The sequence below is a fragment of the Providencia sp. PROV197 genome (assembly GCF_028479625.1).
Classification (GTDB): Bacteria; Pseudomonadota; Gammaproteobacteria; order Enterobacterales; family Enterobacteriaceae; genus Providencia; species Providencia vermicola.
Window position 1 is genome coordinate 1 of record NZ_JAMPNZ010000004.1, and the last position, 23,232, is coordinate 23,232.

Below are 23,232 nucleotides of genomic sequence, written 5' to 3' on the forward strand. Positions count from 1 at the left end.
GGGAAGGCGTTCATAATACAAACAGGCCAACTGTTTGTGTCCACCATAATTTTATTCTGCATAATAATCTCACTGTATGTCATCAAAGTGTACTAGAGTGTACACTTTTTATTTGAGACCAGTCAATAATGATTATCATTTGTATTTTGCAAAATATGCTATTCTATAACTTGTTGTGCAGGAATAATCTCAATATGTCTAAAATTATTATCACTTAAAATATTAATAAAAGTTGAGTGATGCGTTTTTTAAAATGGAATGTTATCCTGATATTATTGTGACTTTTGAAAGTGAAAATACGATGAAAAAAACTCTTCCGATTGCATGTGGGTTATTTATGGCTGTTGTTGCCTTTAATGCGAATGCAGGTGCAACATGTGATACCTACTTTAAAGAAATGAACGAACTTGTTAAACAAGCTGAAGAACAATATAAAGATGAAGCCAATGCGGGAGAGCAAATTGCACTGATGAAATCTCAGTTAGAAGAGGCGAAAAAAGCCCTCGCTAGTTACCCTGATGATGCTCAAGAGCAAGCTTGTAGCCAGGCACTAAAAGCAATTGAGCAAGCCAAAGAAGCGGTTAAAACAAAATAATCCATCTTCCATATATTCTAAAAAAACAGCCTGAAACCAGGCTGTTTTTTATTTTAGCGAACGACAAGCACCGATATTTTCGCATAAGAAACAATACCAGATGCATTCGAACCTAATAAATGTGTTGAAATGCTTGGGTTTCTAGAGCCAATAACAATTAAATCAGCATCAATAGTTTCAGCTTCCGCTAAAACTTTGTCCCTTGGAGAACCAAACTCCACCTTATAAGTAATTTTATCTGAAGGATAATCGATTTTTTCAATAATTTCTTTGAGCTGTTCTTCCGAACGTTCCACAGCTTTTTTTGCAAATGAAGACAATAAATCATAGTGATAACTATAGCTCATCGAAAATCTTGAAACATCAGGAACAGAGTGAAATAAGTGAATTGTTGCATTCGAAATTTTCGCCAAATAGACCGCATGTTTCAATGCATTATCTGTTAAAACATCTTCAGATATGTCCACAGGAACCAAAATTGTTTTATACATACGATGCCCCTTATTAATTGTGTTTATCCATTTTCAAACCGTATTGTTGTTCATTTTCACGATTTGATTATTCGGTATTGCGGGTGAATAATTATCATTAAGCCTTTAAAAGTATAGTATCGCTATACTTAAAAAGCTGTGAAGCTCCCTACTTTTTACTGCAAAAAGTTTATTCCTCTAAATGCCATTTATGCAAAAGACGATGAATAAACGGGGTTACAATCAGCCCAATACTAATAATAAAAACGCTTTGTAAAAATAAGCCATAAATCGCAATAAAAAAACGACCGCCTTGGGTTATAGGGGCTGGCTCAATAGCTTGGCCACTCAGCATTGATAGTGCATTTAGCATCGATTCAACAATGGAATGCCCTTCAATAAAATAAAAACCAATAATACCAGGCAATAATCCAAGAAAAAAAACCAAAAGAGCCAATAAATAAAAGCGTATTACCCTGAGAACAAAATGCTCAATACGCAGTAATTCTTTCGAAAATTTTTCCATATAAACTTAGTGAAACCTTATTATTAGCTAAACTGATTAAATATAAAATTAAGCACAATTAAGCCCATAACTTAATCAATATAAATAAAAAAGAGCCTACAACATAGTGTAGGCTCTTTTCTTATTCATTAACGAACAACAAGTACGGATGTTTCTGCGTAGCGGACAATACCCGCTGCTGTTGAACCTAACAGGTGAGTCGTAATATTAGGACGGCGAGAACCAACCACAATGATATCGGCTTCAATATCTTTGGCTGTATTAATAACCTCATCACGTGGGGAACCAAAGGTAATAGTGTAACTCACATCTTCATGAGGTAAATCAATCGAATCCATCAACATTTTCATGTCTTCTTCCGCTTTTACCGTCGCACGATCTTTTATTTCCATATAACCTAACGCGTATGCATTGATAATTGCAGAGGAAATAGGCAAGACATGAATTAGGTGAATTTTCGCGCCGGACTGTTTTGCTAGATTAACCGCATGGCGAACCGCTTTACTGGTTAATTCGTCTTCAGTTAAATCAATAGGGACCAGAATCGTTTTATACATAACCCCTCCTAAATAAATGTTAAAATTAAGCTCTACAACAAAATTATAAACAATTACTTATAAATGTCTCTTATTCATAAAGATAAATGAGATCTCTAGCGACAAATTCAAACACTATTCCCGTAACCATGGAGTGATTGTTAAACCTACTAACATGCCTTCTGGGCTTAATAAACGGGTGACAGTTTGTCCCCATGGCTCCATTTGGTTATTAACCAACAATTGATAACCGTGTTCTTGGCAAGTCTGAGTCACTTTTTCAATATCTGAAACTTCAAATTCCATCCAACTTTGTGGAATAGGAATATCTGCAGGCCATTGGTCTTTGTTAAAACACGATTGCGCAGCTTGATTTAAAGGCCAAAGTGCAAAATGTTTAACACCATCAAGATGTTCAGGCTCACAGATCAAATATTCGCTACCATTTTCTATCGGTTTCAATGGCAGCCCTAAAACATCTAAATAAAAATGCTGACTTTTTTCGAAATCCGCTACAACTGGGCCAAATCCAGCAATAAACAATACATCCGAGCTATCGTGTAAATCTAACATGGTGTGACCTCAATAATGTATCATCCGACCTTATTAAACATAGCGAACAAAACACCTGCCTTTAGCGCTCGCCATTTTATTTTATTCAGTCATTTTGCAACTGTAACAGCATAGATTCAACCATTCTCTGAGCAATAATTCCCTGCTCTGCGCTGATTATGGGTTGTGTCTGGTTTGCGACTGAATCGATAAAATGCCGAACAGCACCATCAAAACCACGTTGCACCAAAATAGAATCCCAGTTGCCAGGTTGTTTATCACGGATCTCTGACGCCGTTTCGCAGCGCCAATGGTTCATATTGGTAATTTGGTGAAGCACATCTTCAGCGATAGCCGTGACCTGTTCTTGCTGGCTACCTGCTTTACGGTGCATCGAAGTCGTTAGCCAGCAATCACCCGCCTGTAAGTGATGTTCTGCATAGAATAATTCACCATTACGAGTTTGTTGAATGTTGCCACTTTTCAAAACAGCCTCAAAACCGCCTAACCAAAGCACTGTATCAATCACATGTAAATAATCATCGTACAGCGTATAGGCCATATCTTTAGGCCCAATGCTATTGATGCGGTGCTTATCCATACGAATAGAAGAAAAGTGTTGCGTGTTTTGTTTTAACGCGACATAGAAAGGAGAAAATCGGCGATTAAACCCCACCATTAAGGTTCTTTGTTGTTGATGCGCTAATTCAATCAATTGTTCAGATTGTACAATCTGTTCAGTCAGTGGTTTATCTACATACACATGCACATTCGCTTGCAACAAGCGTTGTATCACCTCAAAATGGCTCGCAGTCGCGCTGTGAACAAAAACAGCATCACATTGAGCAGCCAAAGCATCAATGGAGCTAAATAAAGGGAGCCGATAGCTGTCACAGACTAATTTAGCTTTTGCCTGATTTGGCGAGAATGCGCCAACTAAATGCCAATTATCTTCTTTAGTTAAAATAGGCAAATAGGCTTTTTGCGCAATTCCCCCTAGGCCTACGACTCCAATCTTTAATCTACCCATCTTAATTTCGCTCTTAAGTGATTTATCTAGTCGGAAATCATCTCATTATTATAATTTTTTTTAAAAATTTTTTTGTCGAAAAACTCAATAACATAACAGACAAAAACATAATTATTTGTTTTATTTGAAATAAAAGGCAATTCCGTCATGAAAAAGCTATGAGTAGCAATACAAAAAAAGGGGTTGATTTATTAAATGAGAATGGTTATCTTTTACCTCGTGAATACTTGAGTAAATCACTCAGGTTTGTCACAAACGACATTGCTCACATTGCTTCCAGTTTAGCAGGCCAACTTAGTTGTTGGCCTTTTTTTATTCTTCAGCATGTTGTTATTGCTTTCGTATCGCGCTGCTAAAGCTCCATGACTTTAAGTGACCAACATATAGTAAGCGCTGAGTTGGCATAAATGTTGGTACATCGTCTGTACGCATATGCAATATATCAGCAGGGGTGATCCATGATGAATTTCCTTCAAACAACGGTATGCCTGCATATTTATAAGCATCTAGGACAAACTGCGAACAAAAGAAGCCGTTCGATTGGTCAATATCATCCCCTAGTTGGACCTTTGCTAAGGTGCTCAAGCAAAAATTACGCACAGTTTCACCAATTAAAGGTAATTCACATACCCGCTTAGTGATCATCCACGGGGCTATCATCACAATACCTTTATAGTTATACTTATTTCCGTTGTTGTGTACTGAAAATTCACGTAGCTTATCCGCATGAAACGAGGTTAACCCAGCCTGCCTTAATACCACCATATTGTTTGAATCTTTAACGGCTTGTTGCAACGTAATGATTCTAACACCACTACCAACCGACTCAGCAACTTCCCCAAGCCCTAAATAAATAGAGGCATGGCTTACACCACTGATACTAAACAACCGAATCCCCCAAGAATTCAACCCTGTAGCGGATGACAATAGGATATCACCAGGTAACATATCTGAGACAGACAAAGGCTCTACTGTATCTTTGATAGGTACAGTATTCGCATGTTGAATACTGAATTTGAAACGATTAGTTTCTTCATCGGATTTAAATTGAGTTGAGCACCCTGAGAGAAAAAAATAAAATACAAACAAAAGCAAAAATTGAAACTTCATTCTAAAACACCCAACATTCTATTCTACATTTTTTAATGGAATACTCATGTTATCGTCAAAAATTATTTATGACTATCACTTATTATAAAAGAGACTTAAATTGAAAATCGTGATCACAAAATTTGAATAGAATGTAATGATGGGAGGCAAAAATAAATATTGGAGGACAATTTATAGCATTTAGCTATCTATAACCCTCTAGTCAATACTAGAGGGCGACATACTCTCAGTTAACTCACCACATATTCAGGGTAAAATACCGTTACTGAATGGTATGTTTTCTTTTCCGTCGCTTTATTGTTTTGAATAGCAACAGTTTTATTCTCTTTTGAACCTATTGATACGCGAATATTTTTTTTAGAACGACTTTGCTTATAAGGCATTCCTAATAAGCGACGTGCACTGTTATTACTAACCATTATCGACTCCTTATACTAGTCAATTTAAATTCATTAATTTAATGAATATAAAAAATATAGTCATCGTTGACCACAAGGGTATTTTTTGTTTTACATCAAATATAAAACAAAATGTAACCTAACTAGTATAGCAGCAATTTAATGTTATTTAATGTAATTAAACTTATTAATTTCACTTTGAAACAAAAATCAAACAAGAGCAGTATAAATATATCTGTGGTAAAAAATTCACCTCGGTAGATATTATTTTCTGTTTATCTATGCAACGTCTGTTATTAACACTAATTGAGCACCCTATTGTTTTAAATGCATCACTCCCAATACTGTATAAAAAATAGAATTAAGCAGGCCTGCTAATCAACATTTTAGCACGCATTTAATTACACTAAAGGAGATGCAGGACTAGAACACTTTTCGTTCCAAATCCGATTAACTTGTTCTGGTAATAAAATTTCATGACCACCTTCAACAAAGGGAATAGAGATATCCATTCGTGAATCGTCATCGCGAGTGTATGCTTTTACAATGAACCGTTTATATCCGTCTGGTTTATCATTTTTATAGCGAAACACTTCCCCACAAACATAGCCCACCTTACCGTTATCCTCAGTGTAGCGCGAAAAATGGTATTCAATATTTTTGAATTGTGCAGCTTGTGGATAAGCAAGAACATCATTTACATTTTTTTTTACTTGCTCAACTAAACTTAGCTGTGTGGGCTTCATGTACAATGTACCGAGTAAAAATGCAGCGCCAAAAATAAGTATTGCAATGATCGCTTTAAAAAAATTCATTTTATTGTCGCCATTAAGTGTAGACATAACGTATATTCATTCATGATGATAACGTTATATCAGCTAAAATCCATCATTAAAACGTAAATAATATTTACAACTTTCCTTAAATAAATATGCTTACTTTTACATACATTAATAACCATACATTTATTAATGCTAACACCACAAATAAATACAACTTAAGCTAAACTTTGAAGTAAATCCAACTAATAAGTTACATCTCTATAACACCAGTATTTCTTCACTCATAGATGTTCTTGTATTGTGCATATATAAAAATTATCAGTATAGTGAGCACCTCAGCTAAATCATTTATTCGGAGTCTTCAAATGAAAACAATCGGCTTAATCGGTGGAATGAGTTGGGAGTCCACATTACTTTATTACCAACAAATCAATGAATCCATCAAGCAAAGTTTGGGTGGTTTACATTCTGCTAAAATTGTACTATATAGCGTTGATTTTGCTGAAATTGAGCACTATCAAACCCATGGTCAATGGGATCTTGCTGCTCAGTGCTTAGTAGATGCAGGAAAACGCTTAAAACTTGCTGGTGCAGACTTCCTTGTATTATGTACCAATACAATGCATAAGGTTGCTAATGAGATTGAATCTCATGTACACCTTCCATTATTACATATCGCCGATGCCACTGGTGAACGTATTGTTCAGGCAGGATTAAAGAAAGTTGGTCTATTGGGTACCGCGTTTACTATGGAGCAATCTTTTTATAAAGATAGGTTAGCCAAGCAATATGGATTGGATGTACTAACACCTAATAGTGACGATAGAAAGATTATCCATGACATTATTTATAATGAATTGTGTCTAGGAAAAGTTCTCCCGTCATCTAAAAAAGAATATCAACGAATTATGTCATATCTTGTCCAACAAGGCGCAGAAGGTATCATTTTAGGATGTACTGAAATTACATTACTGGTTAGCCTCAATGATACAACAGTAAAAGTTTTTGATACCACGGCTATTCATGCAGAAAAAACTGTCGAAATTGCATTATCAATTTAATATAAAAACATGTGAAGGTACTATCTTTAAATAAAAAAAATCAAGATAGTATCTTACTATTCATCACTTTTTTCATAGGCCAAAAAAATATCCAGATTCAAATTCAGAATAAAAATCTATATTTATATATTTTAGCTTCATTAAATTATTTAGATTAAAATCTTTTAATGACTAATTCATATTTTTATTAGTTTCAAAGATTTTTAACATTGATTATACAATTTTATTTGTCTATTTAATTTACAGATTTTTTCCCATTGAATATTCGTTTTTATCCATGATAATCGACGTAAATTTAACTTTAGGGAAATCATTATGACAAACAAAAAATCAGGAAATATAGCTTTAGGACATTTCATTAAGAAAAAACGCTTAGAATGCCAAATAACACCTCAAGAAATGGCGAAAAATATTTCCATTCCTGAAGCTACCTATCTTAGGTATGAAGATGGCTCATTATCAATATTCATTGACGACCTTGTCATATTGTCAAAAATCTTTAACCTTGATTTAAACTTATTATTCAATATTTATCTTAATCCTGAAATGCATCACTAAATTATGCGAATTAAAGATTGATGGTCGCATCAAACATGCTCTTTTTTTGATATAACGAATATTATTCTCGACAATATGTGTAGCTCTATTAATATAGTATTAACTATTCATGATTATTGCGAGGCAATATATGTTGTTTTCAAAAGCGGAAAGATCGCCCTTCTAATAACGTTATTTATTAATTATTAGAAGGGAAAAACAATGAGTTATACTCGATTCAACGTTGAAGCATGGCAACGAAAAGAACACTACCATGTTTATAATGAACAAGTAAACTGTGGGTTCAGCCTAACAGCAAAAATTGACATAACATCGCTATATAGTTTTATATCATTACGTGACTATCGCTTTTATCCTACGATGATTTACTTACTCTCATCCATAGTGAATAAACACGATGAGTTTAAACTATCTAAAAAAAACAATGAGCTTATTTTATGGGACAAAGTACACCCCAGTTTCACTATTTTTCATAATCAAACAGAAACATTCTCCTCTTTGTGGTGCGAACATTCTGATAATATTCATATTTTTATGGATAATTATCATCTTCAGCTAGCATTATATAAAGATGATAACAAACTAGCCCCTCAACCAGTGCAAGCAGAAAATATTTTTTATATTTCTTCATTGCCTTGGGTTTCGTTTGACAGTTTTAATTTGAATATTGCCAATATCGCCAGCAATTTCACACCTATTTTTACAATGGGGAAATTCTATCGTGAAGGTAATAAAATACTATTACCCCTTTCAATTCAAGTACATCATGCTGTCTGCGATGGGTTTCATGTAGGCCGATTCGTGAATGAATTACAAACGTTATGCAATCAATTAGCGGATTAATTGAACGATCTTAGTGTTATTATTCAATCATACAGATAAGCAAGGGCAGCAGTATGCTGCCCTTCAGACTACTGACAAATCGATTAGATTTGACTGCAGGTTGGACTGTTTTTGAAAATAGACGAGGAAAATCAATTCATTGATTTTTGGCTGATAACACAAAGCAGGAAAAACCACGCTTTTATCCTGCTTTGTCAACAACCTCAAGGGAAGCAGTATGCTTCCTTTTTTAGATGGTACTTTCAGACAATTATTATCTCTACAACTCGCCAATAAGAAGCCAGCTAATATAGAGCACATCTCCGACAGCCCCACTTTGGAATACATAATCGATTGGGGTAACAACCATTTTTATGGTATTTGCGAGTGTTAACGCAATAAGATCTACAGGGTTCGTTGCTGGCATATTTCCTCCATTTTACCTTAGCCTAATTGGCAACTTTCCATTATTCAATCAGATAAACACGATAATGACACCTTTTATAGAATAAGTTTCACATGTTAAAAATGTCTTTTTACTAACAAGTATCACTCCCCCCCTCGATTCTGTTATTATGTGCTTCTTTTCACAGATTTTTGCTAATAGCGATTTATAAAAAACAATAAAAATACTAATTAAATTTTATAAAACTACTATCTATCAGCAACATAAATAACAATCCGCAACAGAATCTTATAGAATGACAACCAATAAAGAACAGTACAACTTAAACAAATTGCAAAAACGGATTCGCCGTGACGTTGGGCAAGCTATTGCTGACTTCAATATGATTGAAGATGGCGATCGTATCATGGTCTGTTTATCTGGTGGGAAAGATAGCTATACGTTACTTTCCATTTTGCAAAGTTTACAAAAAAGCGCGCCTATTCAGTTTTCGTTAGTCGCAGTTAATCTTGACCAAAAGCAACCAGGTTTTCCTGAGCATATTCTGCCAGCTTATCTCGATGATTTAGGTGTTGAATATAAAATTGTTGAAGAAAATACATACGGAATTGTGAAAGAAAAAATACCTGAAGGAAAAACAACCTGTTCTTTATGCTCACGTTTGCGTCGTGGCATTCTGTACCGTACAGCAACGGAATTAGGTGCAACCAAAATTGCATTAGGGCATCACCGTGATGACATTTTACAAACTATGTTCTTAAACATGTTTTATGGTGGCAAACTAAAAGGCATGCCACCAAAACTGATGAGTGATGATGGAAAACATATTGTTATTCGCCCACTCGCTTATTGCCGTGAAAAAGATATTGAACGCTTTGCTCAAGCGAAAGAATTCCCGATTATTCCTTGCAACTTGTGTGGTTCACAACCAAATTTACAGCGCCAAGTGATTAAAGAAATGCTGCGTGATTGGGATAAACGTTATCCAGGCCGGATTGAAACCATGTTCCGTGCAACACAAAATATTGTTCCCTCTCACTTATGTGACACTGAACTATTTGATTTCAAAAACATTTCGCATGGTGATGACGTTATCGCTGGCGGTGATTTAGCCTTTGATCGAGAAGATATACCAACACAACCTTTCATTGATGAAGATGATACACCCGATTTTACTACGCAGCGCTTGGATATTGTCGAAGTGAAATAAACCGTTAAATAGCCTCCTAACTGGAGGTTATTTTTTTGCTATCAGATTTTAAGCAAAAAAAAGCCGATGTAAATTACATCGGCATTACAGTGGTCAATTATTCTGTATAAGAACTCAATATGAGAAAAACTACAATTATGGAGCACAACGTTCATCGCTCAACGTTGCATTCACCTGCGGAAGTAATAGTGCCCTAAAACTCCATTAGTTTTATTGATTTATCTCAAACTAGGTCTGGTTATACAAAATAAGTCATCAAATTTAGAGCCAGCGGCTTTTTCGTAGCCACCACAGCACCGTTCCAATTAAAACGGCAAGTAATACGCAAAATACACTAAAAGCAAAACGAAATTCATTTCCAGGTATCCCGCCTAAGTTAACACCAAATAGCCCCGTCAAAAATGTCGTCGGTAAAAAAATCATCGCCATCAGTGACATCGTATAAATACGGCGATTCATCATCTCCGTCATCATATTAGTAATTTCATCAGAGATGATCGCGGTACGTGCAATAAAGCCATCTAAATCTTCGATACATCGGCCTAATCTATCTGAAATTTCTTGAAGTCTTCGACGATCAGTATCATCCAACCAAAGTAACTTTTCTGCCGTTAGGCGAGATAACATATCTCTTTGTGGTGCCATGTAACGACGAACAACAATAATTTGCTTACGTAATAATGCTAATTCACCACGTTCAGGAATTTCGCCATTTAATATGACATCTTCAAGCTCAATCAAGCGTTCATGCAAAGAATCCGTGAAATCACTAATTTCATCTGTGATAGAATCTGCCACTTCAACAAGCCAATCACCTGTACTTTGTGCTCCGACCCCTTCTTTCAGATCATCAATAACAGAGTCCAACGAATTCACTTTACGGTGTCGGCTTGAAATAATAATACGGTTATTGATAAATACACGGAATGCGACAAGTTGCTCTGGACGTTGCCCTGTATTGGTATTTAAGGTTTGTAATGTCAATAATATACCATCACCAACTCGAATTAACCGCCAGCGCCCTGATTGCCCTGACAACGCCGATTTAACTTGGTCATTAAATAACTCAGATTGTTGGATCCAATTAAAACTTTTTGGGTCTTTATAATCAAAATGAAGCCAAAATGGACATTGCTGCGTTGCACTCGCATTAACATCAATCGGGAGCAGGCCCCCATTTCCATTTAATTGAAATGCATGTACAGGATTTGAGTTTTCAAATAACGAACCATAAACCAACGCCATGCAATATCTCCCTTTTATAAATAATAAGTTATTTTTAATAGAATAGAGGAAATATTGCAATAATTTCAATGAAATGTTTGATAATGCTATTCACGTAGCTATTCGTAGGTAATTAACGAAATCAACAAGATACAAAATATAATCAAATGAGCTTTGATAAAATAAAAGCGCCATTTTTGTTAAATAAGCATCACTAATTTGACACAAACGAGCAATAAACTCGCCTATAAATTTTTTATGATAAAAGCGTAGTGTTTATTCCTTTTTGGTCCTCCTTCCCATTCTCCAGTGGGAGGAGTTTTTTTCAAAAAATAAAAACGGCCCATATACAATACAGGCCGCTAGTCGCATTTAAAATTAATGCTTAATAATATATAAACTGTGGCTATATGCTACATCTTCTGGATTTTCAATAGGATACCCTTTAAGCCACGGTTTAATTAACCGTGCGTTAGTATATTGATAAATCGGCGCAATAGGTGCTTCTTTCGCTAAAATAGCTTCTGCACTATTGTAATAACGGTTTCTCAATTGTGCATTGGTTTCTATACTTGCAGAGTTCATCACTTGGTCATATTGCTGGCTATTAAACTTTGGAATATTACCGCTATGCTGTGATGTCAAAAGCGATAAAAATGTTGACGGCTCATTAAAATCCCCAATCCAAGATGCTCGGATAACATCAAAATCCCCTGTATTACGGCTGTCGATGTACGTTTTCCATTCTTGATTCACTAATTTGACATTCACCCCTAATTTTTTCTTCCACATTGAAGCAATAGCGATGGCAATTTTTTGGTGATTTTCTGAACTGTTATACAATAAAGTCAGTTCTAAGGGATGGTTAAGTCCGAAACCCGCTTCTTGTAATAATATTTTCGCCTGTTGATCTAATTCTTTTTGCGAATGGCTATTATAAAGTCCTTTTTCAGGTTTAAAACCATCCGTAACATCAGGTGTAAAATAGTAAGCAGGTTTTTCACCTGTTCCTAATACTTTATTAGCAATTAATTGTCTATCAATTGCCATTGATAACGCCTTTCTTACCCTCACATCATTTGTTGGCGCACGTTGTGTATTAAAAGCATAGTAATAAGTCCCTAATTGGTCAGGTGTAAACACTTCATTAGGAATATCTTGTAATAATTTTTGATAACGTTGTTTCGGGAATGACTCTGTAATGTCTAAATCCCCCGCTAAATAACGGTTTGTCGCATGGGACTCTTGGTTAATAGGAACAAATGTGACTTGGGTGATAACTGTATTTTTGTGATCCCAATAATAAGGGTTTTGGGTTAAAACAATTTTTTCATTTACGACGCGGTCAGCTAGCGTAAAAGCGCCATTACCGACTAAATTACCTACTTTAATCCAATCCGCCCCTAATTTTTCAATAGTCCCACGGTGAACTGGGTATAAACTAAAATTTGCAGCTAAAGAGGGAAAATAAGGGACTGGCTTATTAAGAACAATTTTTAATGTGTGTTTATCAACCGCTTCCACACCTAACTGATCCACAGATAGTTTGCCATCAATAATATCTTGCGCATTATTAATCCCAGCCAATGCGGCAAACCACGCAAAAGGAGATGTATTTGCAGGTGCCACCAAACGCTGCCAACTGTAGACAAAATCATCGGCTGTTACAGGTTCACCATTTGACCAACGAGCATCTTGTCTGAGTGTAAATGTCCAAATACGGTTATCTGCGGTCTCCCATTTGAGCGCAACCCCAGGAATAGGTTTGCCATGGCTATCTTGGTTCACCAAGCCTTCGAACAAATCACGCATGACTTGTGCTTCGGTCAACCCGACTGATTTAATGGGATCTAATGACGCGGGCTCATCTTTCAAATGGCGAGTTACGGTTTGGTTATCAGCTAAAATTGTCCCAGCTGGAATAATTGCGCTAATAGCCGGTGTAGCAAGAAAAAGTGAAGCGAACAATACAGCTAAAGGAGAGAATGAAGGTTTATGCATGTTATTTTCTATCTTTGTTAATATAAACGAAATCAGCTAAATGTTTAGCGACACAGTATTGAAAAGAGACTAACGCATTAACAGCACTACCGAATTTATCGTGGGTACACCCATACAAAGTGGAATGTTTTCCTTTTTGCATCATATGCTTTCATGTTTTAAAAATCCATACATCCAGTTTAATTTATGAATGCGGTTACTGAATAACAAATTAATCTTTGGTACGATTTTTCAATAGATGGCTTACTTTAATTGTTATAGCCCTCTGATACATTCGTCCATCCCCTTATAATTGTGCTGATAAACTGATGATCACTAAAGAAACCGATACTTATAACCTTACTTTTGTTACACTCAATAATGTATTTTAAAAGACAATATAATAAAAAACGTAAACTCGGCTAGCGATTGTCAGTTGTATAATCGCTGACTGTGAGAAACTTACCAGCCATACAAGTAACGTCCTTGCGCCGCATATACGTTAAGGTATACAGTTAGTTTTTTCGGTATACAGTTTATTTTGGTCATTAATAGAATGTAAAACTCAAAGGTCTAATTTAGCCTGAATGGAAACCTTTTATCGCAAAGATTTTCCTTAAGAAACTGGTTAAGTTGGCACTGATACAACTTATAAACGGGAGAAAAATTCATGTCGCAAACAGTTAAATTAAAAGGTAATGATATCGCAGTTAATGGTGTTTTCTTGCAATCTGGCACAAAAGCAAAACCTTTTACTTTAGTCGCAAAAGATCTTAGCGAAGCCACATTAGAAACATATGCTGGTAAACGCAAAGTATTAAATATTTTCCCAAGCGTTGATACAGGGGTTTGTGCGGCCTCTGTTCGTAAATTCAACCAACTTGCTAACGACCTTGATAACACAGTTGTCCTGTGCATTTCTGCTGACTTGCCTTTTGCTCAAGCACGTTTTTGTGGTGCTGAAGGCCTCGATAATGTCGTCACATTATCCACTTTCCGTAGCCCTTCTTTTGCTGATGATTATGGTGTTGCAATTGCAAGTGGCCCATTAAAAGGTTTAACCGCACGCTCTGTCGTTGTGTTAGATGAAAACGACAAAGTCATTTATAGCCAATTAGTATCTGAAATTACTGAAGAACCTGACTACGATAACGCATTAAATAGCCTGAAATAAGCTTATTTGATTATCGAGCTTCTAACATAAAAAAGCGGGATAATTTCCCGCTTTCTTGTATCTCAATTTTATCTTTCAATAGTTATCACATTAATCAACATACGCCCAATACAGAGGGTGGTGATTTTTAGCATTAACAACATTAACAAATAGCGGGTTACCTTTCATGTAACTAATCAATGTGTGGGATAACGTACTTAAGATTTTTAGCGCCTGATCCTGTGTAACAGGGCAACAAGATGTCAGAATATCAATAATCAAATCTCGGGGCTTATGGCCATTCTTAACCAAAACTTCCCATGTAAAACGGTTTTTCTTCGCTAAGTATTTAACTGCAGCTTTATTCATTAAATAAAGCTCTGCTGCTGACGCCGCAGACTCAAACATATCATTTTTGTAATGACATTGGCCCATATACTCGCGTAGCTTAAGGTTGACAACAAAATTAATCGTGAATTGATCCATGGCAACTCCTTGTAGGCTTAACCCCATTAAATAAGATAAGAACCCAATACAGCAGCTGTCTATGTTATATAGCAGGAAAAATAGTCAACAAGCAAGGAGATTGCTCAAAGTTTACTCAAGCAAGAAAGTGTAGAAGAGATAAACTGCAAAAATAAGCCGAAAAGAGTTTAAAACAGGCACCTTGTCCTTCTCCACTTACTCACCATTGTGTTATTGAAGAGAAAATTAATCCATATGTTGAGTTATCGCTATCGTTGTACCTTGATTATCTTGCGTAAATTGTAAGTGTGTTTCACCACCCTCGAACTCCTGAACAATATTTAATTTTTTATCGCCATCCCAACGGTAATTAATGGCAATGCATCCTTCTACTGGGCAAGGCATTGCCATATTTTTTTTGATGACTAACTTTTCAGCTAAGAATAACTGACCATCTTCAATTAACCCACTACGATAGTGTTTATACGCCTCAGATAAAGAGCTTCCCGCAAAATAACACTTAGTCAAGGCTCCATTTTCATAGATTTCATCCATGGTTTGCTCTTCATCTTGGCAATATTTATTCAATCCATCATTTGGGATAGTTGTATTAGCCTGACTAGAAGCACTCGCACCCCAAAAAATTGTGGCAAATATAAACATTAAATATTTATTCATTTTATTTAATCTTGCTCTTTTTTTGCATTAAGGCCATATTCTCGGAGTTTATTGGCAATTGCTGTATGAGAAATATCCAAGCGTTTTGCTAATTTACGCGTACTCGGGTAGTCACGATATAAACGTGATAACACCGACGCTTCATACCGTTTAGTTATTTCGTCCAGAGAACCATTCAATGAATCTAAAGCAAGAGTAGGCGTATTTACCACATCAGGCAATTGAATATTACCTGCCTCTAAAGTGCTACCTTCAAGCTCTGTTAGGCCTTGATACAGCGCATTTCTTAATTGGCGGACATTACCAGGCCAATAATAACTACTTAAATATTCAATTAATGAAGGTGCTAATTTGGGTTCTGCGACATGTAATTCTTTTGAAAAATTAGCAACAAACGTTTTTGTTAATGGAAGTAGGTCTTCTTTTCGCTCACGAAGAGGCGGGATCGTCAGTGTTAATACATTTAAACGATAATAAAGATCTTCTCGGAATTTCTTTTCTGCGACAAGTGCAGGAAGGTTTTTCTGTGTCGCACAAATCACACGCACATTCACTTTCACTTCACGCTCTTCACCGACACGCCTAAAGGTTCCATCATTTAAAAAACGCAGTAACTTAATCTGCATTTGTGGTGACATTTCGGCAATTTCGTCCAGCAACACCGTACCGCCATTAGCTTGTTCAAAAAAACCTTTTTTCCCTTCGACAGCATTTGGGTATGCCCCTGCGGCGTAGCCAAATAACTCGCTTTCAACCACATCGTCAGGCATTGAGGCGCAATTTAAGCCTAAAAATGGCTCTTTGCCTCTGGCACTGTATAAGTGACAAGCTTTAGCTAAAATATCTTTCCCTGTTCCTGTTTCTCCCACCAGCAACAATGGTTCATCCAACATCGCAATGCGTTTTGCACGTTCGACGACATTTGACATCACAGGGCTCACAGCAATGATTTGCTCAAATCCGCTATTATCCACGTCTACCACTTGCTGACGTTGCTTATCCAAAATAGCGACCGACTTAAGCAGCAAAACAGCCCCTGTACAATGGGATTTACCCGTTTCATCCGCTAAAATAATTGGAGTGACCTGCATCAAATAGTCTTGGCCTTTGATCGTCACTTTTTCACTGTATGGTTCTGGAGATTCACGTTCAAACCAACGCACTAAGCCATTATTTCCAATCAGCTGAGAAAACGTTTTTTCCCGTATTTTGGTTTCATCATAACCAAATAACTGCAATGTCATTGGATTAACCAATTCTATATTTAACTTATTATCGATAGATAAAACCGCTTCAGGGAATGAATTCAATAATGCCCATACTGCTTTGTGTTCACGTTCTGATGGCATAAAAAAGATGCGACGTACATCCAACACGCCATTAATTCGACGTATTTCAGCCATCAACGAGCTAAATACCTGAAAATCGACAGGCGTAAAATTAAGGTAGATGCGACGCTGTGGGGATATTTCAATGCCTTTAAGATCAATATTTTGTAGAACTAAAAGATCAAGCAATTCACGCGTTAAACCAATTCGGTCTTGGCAAGTCACTTCGAGACGCATTGGGAGGAAACCTTATTAAAAAGTCGATTTGATGGGATTATTTTAACGTTAATCGCAATGAGAAGACAGTGTTTGTGTCACAAATTGTTGACACACTGTAACTCAATTAAAATTAACCGAATAAAATGGTACGCACGCCCACTTTTCATTCATTTTAGGAGGGGTTACCTACAATATTAATAAATAATGCTGCAGAGTGAGCAAAAACTGTCAACTCACCCTGCCATCGAAAAAACCTTAGCTTTTTGCCTTTTTATTTGGAATAACGCTCTTTAACTGACCAATTAACTGATGGCGAAAATCAGCCAGTCGTGGCTTATTTTCAATCCAAGGTAACGGTCGGCACAGTTCCATAGCCTTAATCCCTAAGCGCGCCGTTAATAACCCAGCTCCAATTCCTTGTGCCGCACGGGTAGATAACCTAGCAGTAATATCTTGCGATAACCAATCCATTCCAACTTCACGAATGAGTTCTGAAGCTCCCGCAAATGCAATATTTATCAATACCATACGAAATAATCGAATACGGCTATAATAACCTAACTCAATACCATAAATTGCCGCAATACGGTTAATTAATCGAATATTCCGCCAAGCAATAAACGCCATATCGACAATCGCTAATGGGCTCACCGCAATCATAATGGCGGATTCAGCACTACAGCGGCTAATTTCTTTTCGTGCTTGTTCGTCAAGGATTGGCTGAACCATCCGACTATATAATTCAACCACTTCGCGGTCATTATGCGAGTCATGTAGCATACTTTGCCAACGTTGAACTGCGGGATGTTGCGCAGACAATGCTGACTGTTTAGCTAATTTTACACAGAAGTCTTTCCCCTTTCCCATGCCATGGCTATGCAGTAATTCACGAGCAAAATCCCGTTCCTCCGCACGTTCACGCAATTTATATAAACGACGCCATTCCCCGACAATAGAACCTGCTCCTGCAATAACAATCAAGCCACCTGCTGATGCTGTGCCTAATGCTGTCCAATCTTGCATCACCCATGATTGATGGATCCAAATACCCAACTGAGCAACTACGCTAACAGCGAAGATCCCCGCTGCTGTCCCGATAAGCTTACGCCAAAAAGAACGCTTAGGTTTTAACGCTTCATTAATCAGGCTTTCAACTTCCCCATCTTGGGCTTCTTGCTCCGTGTCTAATTCGATAGGCGTAAAATTGTCAAATTCCTGGTCATCAAAGACATGTGCTTGTTTCAGTTTTTCTGCAGTTTCTTTAGTCATGCCATCAGCAAAATCAAGGCGTTGTTTTATTGGTTCATTCATTTTAGTTTATCTCCCAACAAAAATTCTAACGCGCTATCCATGCGTATATGGGGTAAGGGTTGGTCAATCGGTGTTGGTTGTGGCCTAAAGTTTTCAAATTGAAAACCTTGCTGTTGCCAAAATTGTTCCGTCGGTAAACGTTTAGGCACTTCTCCAGGGTAAAACGTTAATGGTTGCCCATCGCTTAAACGGTCACCTTTTAATGCAGGCAACTTTTCTCCTTTATAATCCACAACGCCACTTTTTGTTGCTTGAATGGAAGCTAGTCCCATACAATCCATACTAATACCTTCAAATGCAGCATGTTGCCACGCTTCTTGTACCAATTGTTGCAGTAAAGACACTAAATTCGCATGTTGATCAGGGGTGACGTGGTCAGATTTACTCGCAGCGAATAACAGCTTATCAATACATGGGGAAAATAAACGACGCAGTAACGTACGTTTCCCATAATGAAAACTACGCATTAATTGCGTCAGAGCCATCCGCATATCATTAAACGCTTCTGGCCCACTATTTAATGGCTGCAAGCAATCAACAAGGACAATTTGACGATCAAACCGTTGAAAATAGTCGCGGTAAAACCCTTTCACCACATGTTCACAGTAATATTGATAACGCTGTTGTAATGCACCAAAGTTAGTATTCTTTCCTGCTTGAGCCAAGGTTTTTAACCCATATTTTGCCACATTTGGCCAAGGGAAAAATTGTAAGGCTGGAGCACCATCCAATTCCGCAGGTAAAACAAAGCGGCCTGGCTGAATAAAATGTTGCCCTTGTGCTTTGCATTCAACTAAATACTGCGTATAGGCTTTAGAAATTTCAGCCAATAAATTTTCATCAACTGGCGCTAATGGGTCACATCGTTCACATAGGGCTAACCAATCTTGGGCTAAATGCGCCCTTTTCCCCTTGATCAGTATATTCATTTGCTCTGACCAATCGATAAAACTGAGATCTAACATCGGCAGATCTAGCAACCATTCACCTGGGTAATCAACAATTTCTAAATATAGGGATGAATTATCAACAAAATGGCGCAAAAAAGAGTCATCAGAGCGATAATGTAATTTCAAACGAATTTCGCTGACGCCACGGGTTGGTGTTGGCCACTCAGGGGGTTGACCATATAAGGATGCAATTCCTTCATCATAAGCAAAACGCGGTACAGATAAATCACGGTGAGGAATGCGTTTTACACCTAATAACCGCTTGTCTCTTGCCGCTGAAAAAAGTGGCAAGCGAGCCCCTGTATTCACATTTAATAACTGATTAACCAGCGAAGTAATAAACGCAGTTTTACCACTACGACTTAGCCCCGTTACTGCCAGTCTGACATGACGATCAACGCTTCGGTTCATCAAGTCCGTCAATTCATTTTGCAGGCGTTTCATGCTCCTCCCGAGACTTACCGTTAGAAATTACGCTTAAACTTACTTATTATTTTGCGCAATAATTTGGCATAAAACAAACTGTATTAGCTTAAACGTTTGATGAGCAGGTTAATTATCCATTTGCTGCTCAACAATTTGATGACTCTCCCTACTAGGCCTGCGGGGCCATATGTGAGTAAGAACACAAAAAGAAGCTTAAACGCTTTCGCTAAAATACGTTGTTTTGCATATTTTTTAATTTGCTGATGCGGTATGTTCGGCATATTGTGTACCCCAATTTCCTATACACAAAAATAAAAGGGATTTGGTCAAAACCTCACCCCTTTTTGTGATGGCTATATAATGATTATAAATCGCGGAATTTACTGTTTACAGTATAGGTGTCTGAAGTGACATAACGCTCAATTTGGCGTAGCTTCATTTCACCTGATTTCAGTTGCATATCGATTTGATTAATCAAGCTGCTAACTTCAGGACCAATATCTTGCTCAGATCGATACCCACTTGGTGCGGTTTCCACCACAAAACACATAACAATATAAAGAATTAATGTGATACCAAAGCTCACAAATAAAGCCAATACGGCCAGTGCCCTGACCAACGCAACAGGTAATTCTAAATATTCCGCAATACCAGAACAGACACCACCAAACACGCGTCTGTCTGACAAACGGTAAAGTTTACGGTTGCGAAGTTGAGTCATTATTTTTGCCTCCAATTCGGGTGTTCTGCATCCAAAATATCTTCAAGTGTCTTAATACGTTGTTGCATGCGCGAAGCTTGCTCAGCAAGTTGCATTAAACGCTGCACTTCATTTTCAGTTAGCTGGCTCCCCTGTCCGTTATTTTTTTTGCTGTAGTGCAACCACAACCAAACAGGCAGAACAAAAATAACAAAAATGATTAATACGAGAGACAGTAAAACGTAGCCCATCACATTTCCTTATCAATATGGTTAGTCTATTTGCCACTCTGGCACAAAACACCAAAGTGGCAAAATACAATTACTGGTCTTTATTAATTTTAGCTTTAAGTGCCGCTAACTGTGCGCTAATTTCATCATCCGCTTTAAGCTCAGCAAATTGCTGATCCAGTGATTTTTGTTTTCCAATACCATAACTTTGCGCTTCACCTTCCATATGGTCAATACGGCGCTCAAACTGCTCAAAACGAGCCATTGCCTCATCCATTTTACCACTGTCTAATTGACGGCGAACATTACGGCTAGATTGCGCAGCTTCCATTCGAACTACCATAGATTGCTGCTTCGCACGCGTCTCTTGCAATTTATTTTCTAATTCTGAAATTTCACCTTTTAAGCGAGTCAATGTTTCATCAACAATAATCAGTTCATGTTTTAATGTATCAACCATTGCACTGACTTTTTGCTTTTCAATTAACGCCGCACGCGCTAAATCTTCTTTGTCCTTGACCAGAGCTAATTCAGCTTTTTCTTGCCAATCTGCAACTTGTTTTTCGCCCATTTCGATACGGCGTTCTAAGCCTTTTTTCTCTGCTAACGTACGCGCAGACGTTGAGCGAATTTCAACTAACATGTCTTCCATTTCCTGAATCATCAGGCGGATCATTTTTTGCGGATCTTCAGCTTTATCTAGCAGTGAAGCGATATTTGCATTAATGATGTCGGCAAAACGTGAAAAAATACCCATTATTTATTTCCTCTTGATGGATTTATCATTTCTGCAGCGCCTGACCTGATGTGGCTTCCAGCCAATCTGACGCTCCGTAAGTGAAACAATTTATTTTATGATACTCAATCTTTGGTACATCTTTCTAACTACTTCTTACCTATAACATAGCAACCTACGTGCCAACTTTTTAAATTTTAAATAATCAATTGATTTTATTATGTTTAATAAAAAATCTTTACATCAAGTAGGTTTCGTTTATAGTTAAACTATCGGTCAAATAAACCAATTATTGGTAAATATAACCATGAAACAGACTAATGATACGATCCTCGGAGTTTCCAGTAATTTTTTAGATGTTCTCGAGCAAACATCCGAACTTGCCCAATTAAACAAACCTGTACTCGTCATTGGTGAACGAGGTACAGGTAAAGAATTGATAGCAGACCGCTTACATTACCTTTCTCCCCGTTGGCAAGAAGCCTTTATCTCTCTCAACTGCAGTGGACTCAATGAGAATTTACTGGATTCTGAACTATTCGGCCACGAAGCAGGTTCATTTACGGGTGCACAAAAGCGCCATCAAGGGCGTTTTGAACGCGCAGACAAAGGCTCATTATTCCTTGATGAACTCGCTACTGCGCCAATGTCAGTGCAAGAAAAGCTATTAAGAGTCATCGAATACGGTGAATTAGAACGTGTTGGGGGTAGCCAATCTCTGCGAGTTGATGTGCGTTTGATTTGTGCGACCAATGCCAATTTACCTGAGCTCGCCAAGCAAGGCAGATTTCGTGCCGATTTGCTCGATAGGCTTGCATTTGATGTCATCCGTATTCCTCCCCTACGCGAACGTCAGCCAGATATCTTATTATTAGCAGAACACTTTGCCATTTTAATGTGTGGGGAGTTAAAACGTTCGCATTTTACAGGATTTACACCTGACGCAGAGCAAGCATTATTGCAATACCCTTGGCCAGGAAATGTGCGAGAATTGAAAAATGTCATTGAGCGTTCAGTATACCGCCATGGAGATCAAGCGACTCCCGTCAACACCATTATTTTCAACCCATTTGGCGAAAAGCTAGCTGAGCTACATGAGACACCCACTAGCAAGGTTGACGTCGTGCCCGCACATTGCACTCTGCCAACACTCCCTTGTGATTTGCGACAATGGCAGCAACAGACTGAAAAACAGCTACTTGAACGTGCTCTCATCGCGAGTCACTACAATCAACGCAAAGCGGCCCAATCCCTATCCCTAAGCTATGATCAATTGCGAGGATTGGTAAAAAAATATCAAATTGAAAATGAATAGATATACCTAAAACAATATTCAGCGATATTGTTTTAGGTATTTACTCTCCTTATTTTTTAATTAATATTCAGAGAATATTTTTTCTTACTAAATATTTCAGTACTTTCAGTGTTTCTATTAATGTAATTACGTATTTACTCATAATAACAAATCATTATCCGATGCTTATTGAAATACGATTATTCACTTTTCATTTTACACCTTAATAAAAATATAATATTCATATAGTTCTATAACTAAAGCTCATTGACCAAACAAAAATTAACAATGAAAATCAGCATTAAGAAAACATTAGCGTTTTATTTATATACATTCGTTTTATCCAAATAGTTTATGATTTTATTTTTAATTCTTTATTCAAAGACGGAAATCATGTGGATATAAAACCTTTTTTCAATTTTTTTTATTTATTTTTACATATTGACATAATTCCCCACAACGAAAAATATATTTATATGGTA

The 23,232-nt window shown here is 37.1% G+C and carries 27 protein-coding genes; 7 read left to right on the forward strand and 20 right to left on the reverse strand.

Translation table 11 applies throughout. From position 1 onward, the window contains the following. The first annotated feature begins 301 nt into the window (after nucleotides 1–301). Nucleotides 302–595, forward strand: a complete 294-nt coding sequence (locus tag PR808_RS01820) for a DUF5339 family protein (protein ID WP_225818277.1) — start codon at nucleotides 302–304, stop codon at nucleotides 593–595. Nucleotides 596–648: 53 nt separating this feature from the next. Here PR808_RS01820 and PR808_RS01825 read toward each other — a convergent pair whose 3' ends face one another. From PR808_RS01825 to PR808_RS01860, 8 genes are all read right to left on the reverse strand, one after another. Beyond that, entirely contained in the window at nucleotides 649–1,086 is a 438-nt protein-coding gene (locus tag PR808_RS01825; protein WP_206084088.1) for a universal stress protein, read from the reverse strand. 169 nt (nucleotides 1,087–1,255) lie between these two features. Beyond that, nucleotides 1,256–1,591, reverse strand: coding sequence for a hypothetical protein (locus PR808_RS01830; protein ID WP_206084087.1), 336 nt, complete (start codon nucleotides 1,589–1,591; stop codon nucleotides 1,256–1,258). 128 nt (nucleotides 1,592–1,719) lie between these two features. Then, entirely contained in the window at nucleotides 1,720–2,148 is a 429-nt protein-coding gene (locus PR808_RS01835; protein WP_206084086.1) for a universal stress protein, read from the reverse strand. A 114-nt stretch (nucleotides 2,149–2,262) separates the two neighbouring features. Then, nucleotides 2,263–2,700: a VOC family protein gene (locus PR808_RS01840; RefSeq protein ID WP_206084085.1), complete on the reverse strand. Its 438-nt coding sequence runs from the start codon at nucleotides 2,698–2,700 to the stop codon at nucleotides 2,263–2,265. Nucleotides 2,701–2,785: 85 nt separating this feature from the next. Continuing rightward, nucleotides 2,786–3,709: a Gfo/Idh/MocA family protein gene (locus tag PR808_RS01845; RefSeq protein ID WP_272538586.1), complete on the reverse strand. Its 924-nt coding sequence runs from the start codon at nucleotides 3,707–3,709 to the stop codon at nucleotides 2,786–2,788. A 330-nt stretch (nucleotides 3,710–4,039) separates the two neighbouring features. Beyond that, nucleotides 4,040–4,819 (reverse strand): YaeF family permuted papain-like enzyme, encoded by a 780-nt coding sequence (locus tag PR808_RS01850; protein ID WP_272538587.1) that lies wholly within the window; start codon nucleotides 4,817–4,819, stop codon nucleotides 4,040–4,042. 230 nt (nucleotides 4,820–5,049) lie between these two features. Beyond that, nucleotides 5,050–5,238: a stationary-phase-induced ribosome-associated protein gene (sra, locus tag PR808_RS01855; protein WP_206084082.1), complete on the reverse strand. Its 189-nt coding sequence runs from the start codon at nucleotides 5,236–5,238 to the stop codon at nucleotides 5,050–5,052. Between the two features lie 380 nt (nucleotides 5,239–5,618). Then, nucleotides 5,619–6,059, reverse strand: a complete 441-nt coding sequence (locus PR808_RS01860; RefSeq protein WP_206084081.1) for a hypothetical protein — start codon at nucleotides 6,057–6,059, stop codon at nucleotides 5,619–5,621. Nucleotides 6,060–6,364: 305 nt separating this feature from the next. Between PR808_RS01860 and PR808_RS01865 the strand changes: the two genes are divergently transcribed. From PR808_RS01865 to catA, 3 genes are all read left to right on the forward strand, one after another. Then, nucleotides 6,365–7,060, forward strand: a complete 696-nt coding sequence (locus tag PR808_RS01865) for an aspartate/glutamate racemase family protein (protein ID WP_272538588.1) — start codon at nucleotides 6,365–6,367, stop codon at nucleotides 7,058–7,060. Between the two features lie 315 nt (nucleotides 7,061–7,375). Beyond that, nucleotides 7,376–7,618 (forward strand): helix-turn-helix domain-containing protein, encoded by a 243-nt coding sequence (locus PR808_RS01870; RefSeq protein WP_206084079.1) that lies wholly within the window; start codon nucleotides 7,376–7,378, stop codon nucleotides 7,616–7,618. Nucleotides 7,619–7,819: 201 nt separating this feature from the next. Continuing rightward, nucleotides 7,820–8,461, forward strand: a complete 642-nt coding sequence (catA, locus tag PR808_RS01875) for a type A chloramphenicol O-acetyltransferase (RefSeq protein WP_272538589.1) — start codon at nucleotides 7,820–7,822, stop codon at nucleotides 8,459–8,461. Nucleotides 8,462–8,720: 259 nt separating this feature from the next. Here catA and PR808_RS01880 read toward each other — a convergent pair whose 3' ends face one another. After that, the gene (locus tag PR808_RS01880) at nucleotides 8,721–8,867 is read right to left on the reverse strand and encodes a hypothetical protein (RefSeq protein WP_206084077.1); all 147 of its coding nucleotides are present in this window, start codon (nucleotides 8,865–8,867) and stop codon (nucleotides 8,721–8,723) included. 274 nt (nucleotides 8,868–9,141) lie between these two features. Between PR808_RS01880 and ttcA the strand changes: the two genes are divergently transcribed. Continuing rightward, a complete protein-coding gene (gene ttcA, locus PR808_RS01885) occupies nucleotides 9,142–10,056 on the forward strand; it encodes a tRNA 2-thiocytidine(32) synthetase TtcA (RefSeq protein WP_206084076.1) in 915 nt (304 codons plus the stop codon). Between the two features lie 261 nt (nucleotides 10,057–10,317). Here the strand turns inward: ttcA and zntB are convergent, their stop codons facing one another. Continuing rightward, nucleotides 10,318–11,301, reverse strand: a complete 984-nt coding sequence (zntB, locus tag PR808_RS01890; RefSeq protein WP_206084075.1) for a zinc transporter ZntB — start codon at nucleotides 11,299–11,301, stop codon at nucleotides 10,318–10,320. Between the two features lie 357 nt (nucleotides 11,302–11,658). Then, nucleotides 11,659–13,281 carry a peptide ABC transporter substrate-binding protein gene (locus PR808_RS01895; RefSeq protein ID WP_272538590.1) on the reverse strand — a complete coding sequence of 541 codons (1,623 nt, stop codon included), beginning with the start codon at nucleotides 13,279–13,281 and terminating at the stop codon, nucleotides 11,659–11,661. Between the two features lie 649 nt (nucleotides 13,282–13,930). On the opposite strand from PR808_RS01895, the gene tpx reads away from it, so the two are divergent. After that, nucleotides 13,931–14,434 (forward strand): thiol peroxidase, encoded by a 504-nt coding sequence (gene tpx, locus PR808_RS01900; protein ID WP_272538591.1) that lies wholly within the window; start codon nucleotides 13,931–13,933, stop codon nucleotides 14,432–14,434. A gap of 90 nt (nucleotides 14,435–14,524) precedes the next feature. Here tpx and PR808_RS01905 read toward each other — a convergent pair whose 3' ends face one another. The 9 genes from PR808_RS01905 to pspA form a co-directional block, all read right to left on the reverse strand. Then, nucleotides 14,525–14,899 carry an ATP-binding protein gene (locus tag PR808_RS01905; protein WP_206084072.1) on the reverse strand — a complete coding sequence of 125 codons (375 nt, stop codon included), beginning with the start codon at nucleotides 14,897–14,899 and terminating at the stop codon, nucleotides 14,525–14,527. A 225-nt stretch (nucleotides 14,900–15,124) separates the two neighbouring features. After that, nucleotides 15,125–15,556, reverse strand: coding sequence for a hypothetical protein (locus tag PR808_RS01910; protein ID WP_272538592.1), 432 nt, complete (start codon nucleotides 15,554–15,556; stop codon nucleotides 15,125–15,127). 5 nt (nucleotides 15,557–15,561) lie between these two features. Next, nucleotides 15,562–17,121 (reverse strand): transcriptional regulator TyrR, encoded by a 1,560-nt coding sequence (tyrR, locus tag PR808_RS01915; RefSeq protein ID WP_206084070.1) that lies wholly within the window; start codon nucleotides 17,119–17,121, stop codon nucleotides 15,562–15,564. A 237-nt stretch (nucleotides 17,122–17,358) separates the two neighbouring features. Continuing rightward, nucleotides 17,359–18,414, reverse strand: coding sequence for a YcjF family protein (locus tag PR808_RS01920; RefSeq protein ID WP_206084069.1), 1,056 nt, complete (start codon nucleotides 18,412–18,414; stop codon nucleotides 17,359–17,361). Next, complete coding sequence (locus PR808_RS01925; RefSeq protein ID WP_206084068.1) at nucleotides 18,411–19,808, reverse strand: YcjX family protein; 1,398 nt, start codon at nucleotides 19,806–19,808, stop codon at nucleotides 18,411–18,413. Before PR808_RS01925 ends, PR808_RS01920 begins: the two co-directional genes overlap by 4 nt. 83 nt (nucleotides 19,809–19,891) lie before the next feature. Next, nucleotides 19,892–20,071, reverse strand: coding sequence for a hypothetical protein (locus tag PR808_RS01930; RefSeq protein WP_272538593.1), 180 nt, complete (start codon nucleotides 20,069–20,071; stop codon nucleotides 19,892–19,894). Between the two features lie 83 nt (nucleotides 20,072–20,154). After that, complete coding sequence (gene pspC, locus PR808_RS01935) at nucleotides 20,155–20,511, reverse strand: envelope stress response membrane protein PspC (RefSeq protein ID WP_206084066.1); 357 nt, start codon at nucleotides 20,509–20,511, stop codon at nucleotides 20,155–20,157. Beyond that, nucleotides 20,511–20,741, reverse strand: a complete 231-nt coding sequence (gene pspB, locus PR808_RS01940; RefSeq protein WP_206084065.1) for an envelope stress response membrane protein PspB — start codon at nucleotides 20,739–20,741, stop codon at nucleotides 20,511–20,513. Before pspB ends, pspC begins: the two co-directional genes overlap by 1 nt. A 70-nt stretch (nucleotides 20,742–20,811) precedes the next feature. Beyond that, a complete protein-coding gene (gene pspA, locus PR808_RS01945) occupies nucleotides 20,812–21,477 on the reverse strand; it encodes a phage shock protein PspA (RefSeq protein ID WP_206084064.1) in 666 nt (221 codons plus the stop codon). A gap of 286 nt (nucleotides 21,478–21,763) precedes the next feature. Between pspA and pspF the strand changes: the two genes are divergently transcribed. Then, nucleotides 21,764–22,771: a phage shock protein operon transcriptional activator gene (gene pspF / locus PR808_RS01950; RefSeq protein WP_272538594.1), complete on the forward strand. Its 1,008-nt coding sequence runs from the start codon at nucleotides 21,764–21,766 to the stop codon at nucleotides 22,769–22,771. The last annotated feature ends 461 nt before the right edge of the window (nucleotides 22,772–23,232 follow it).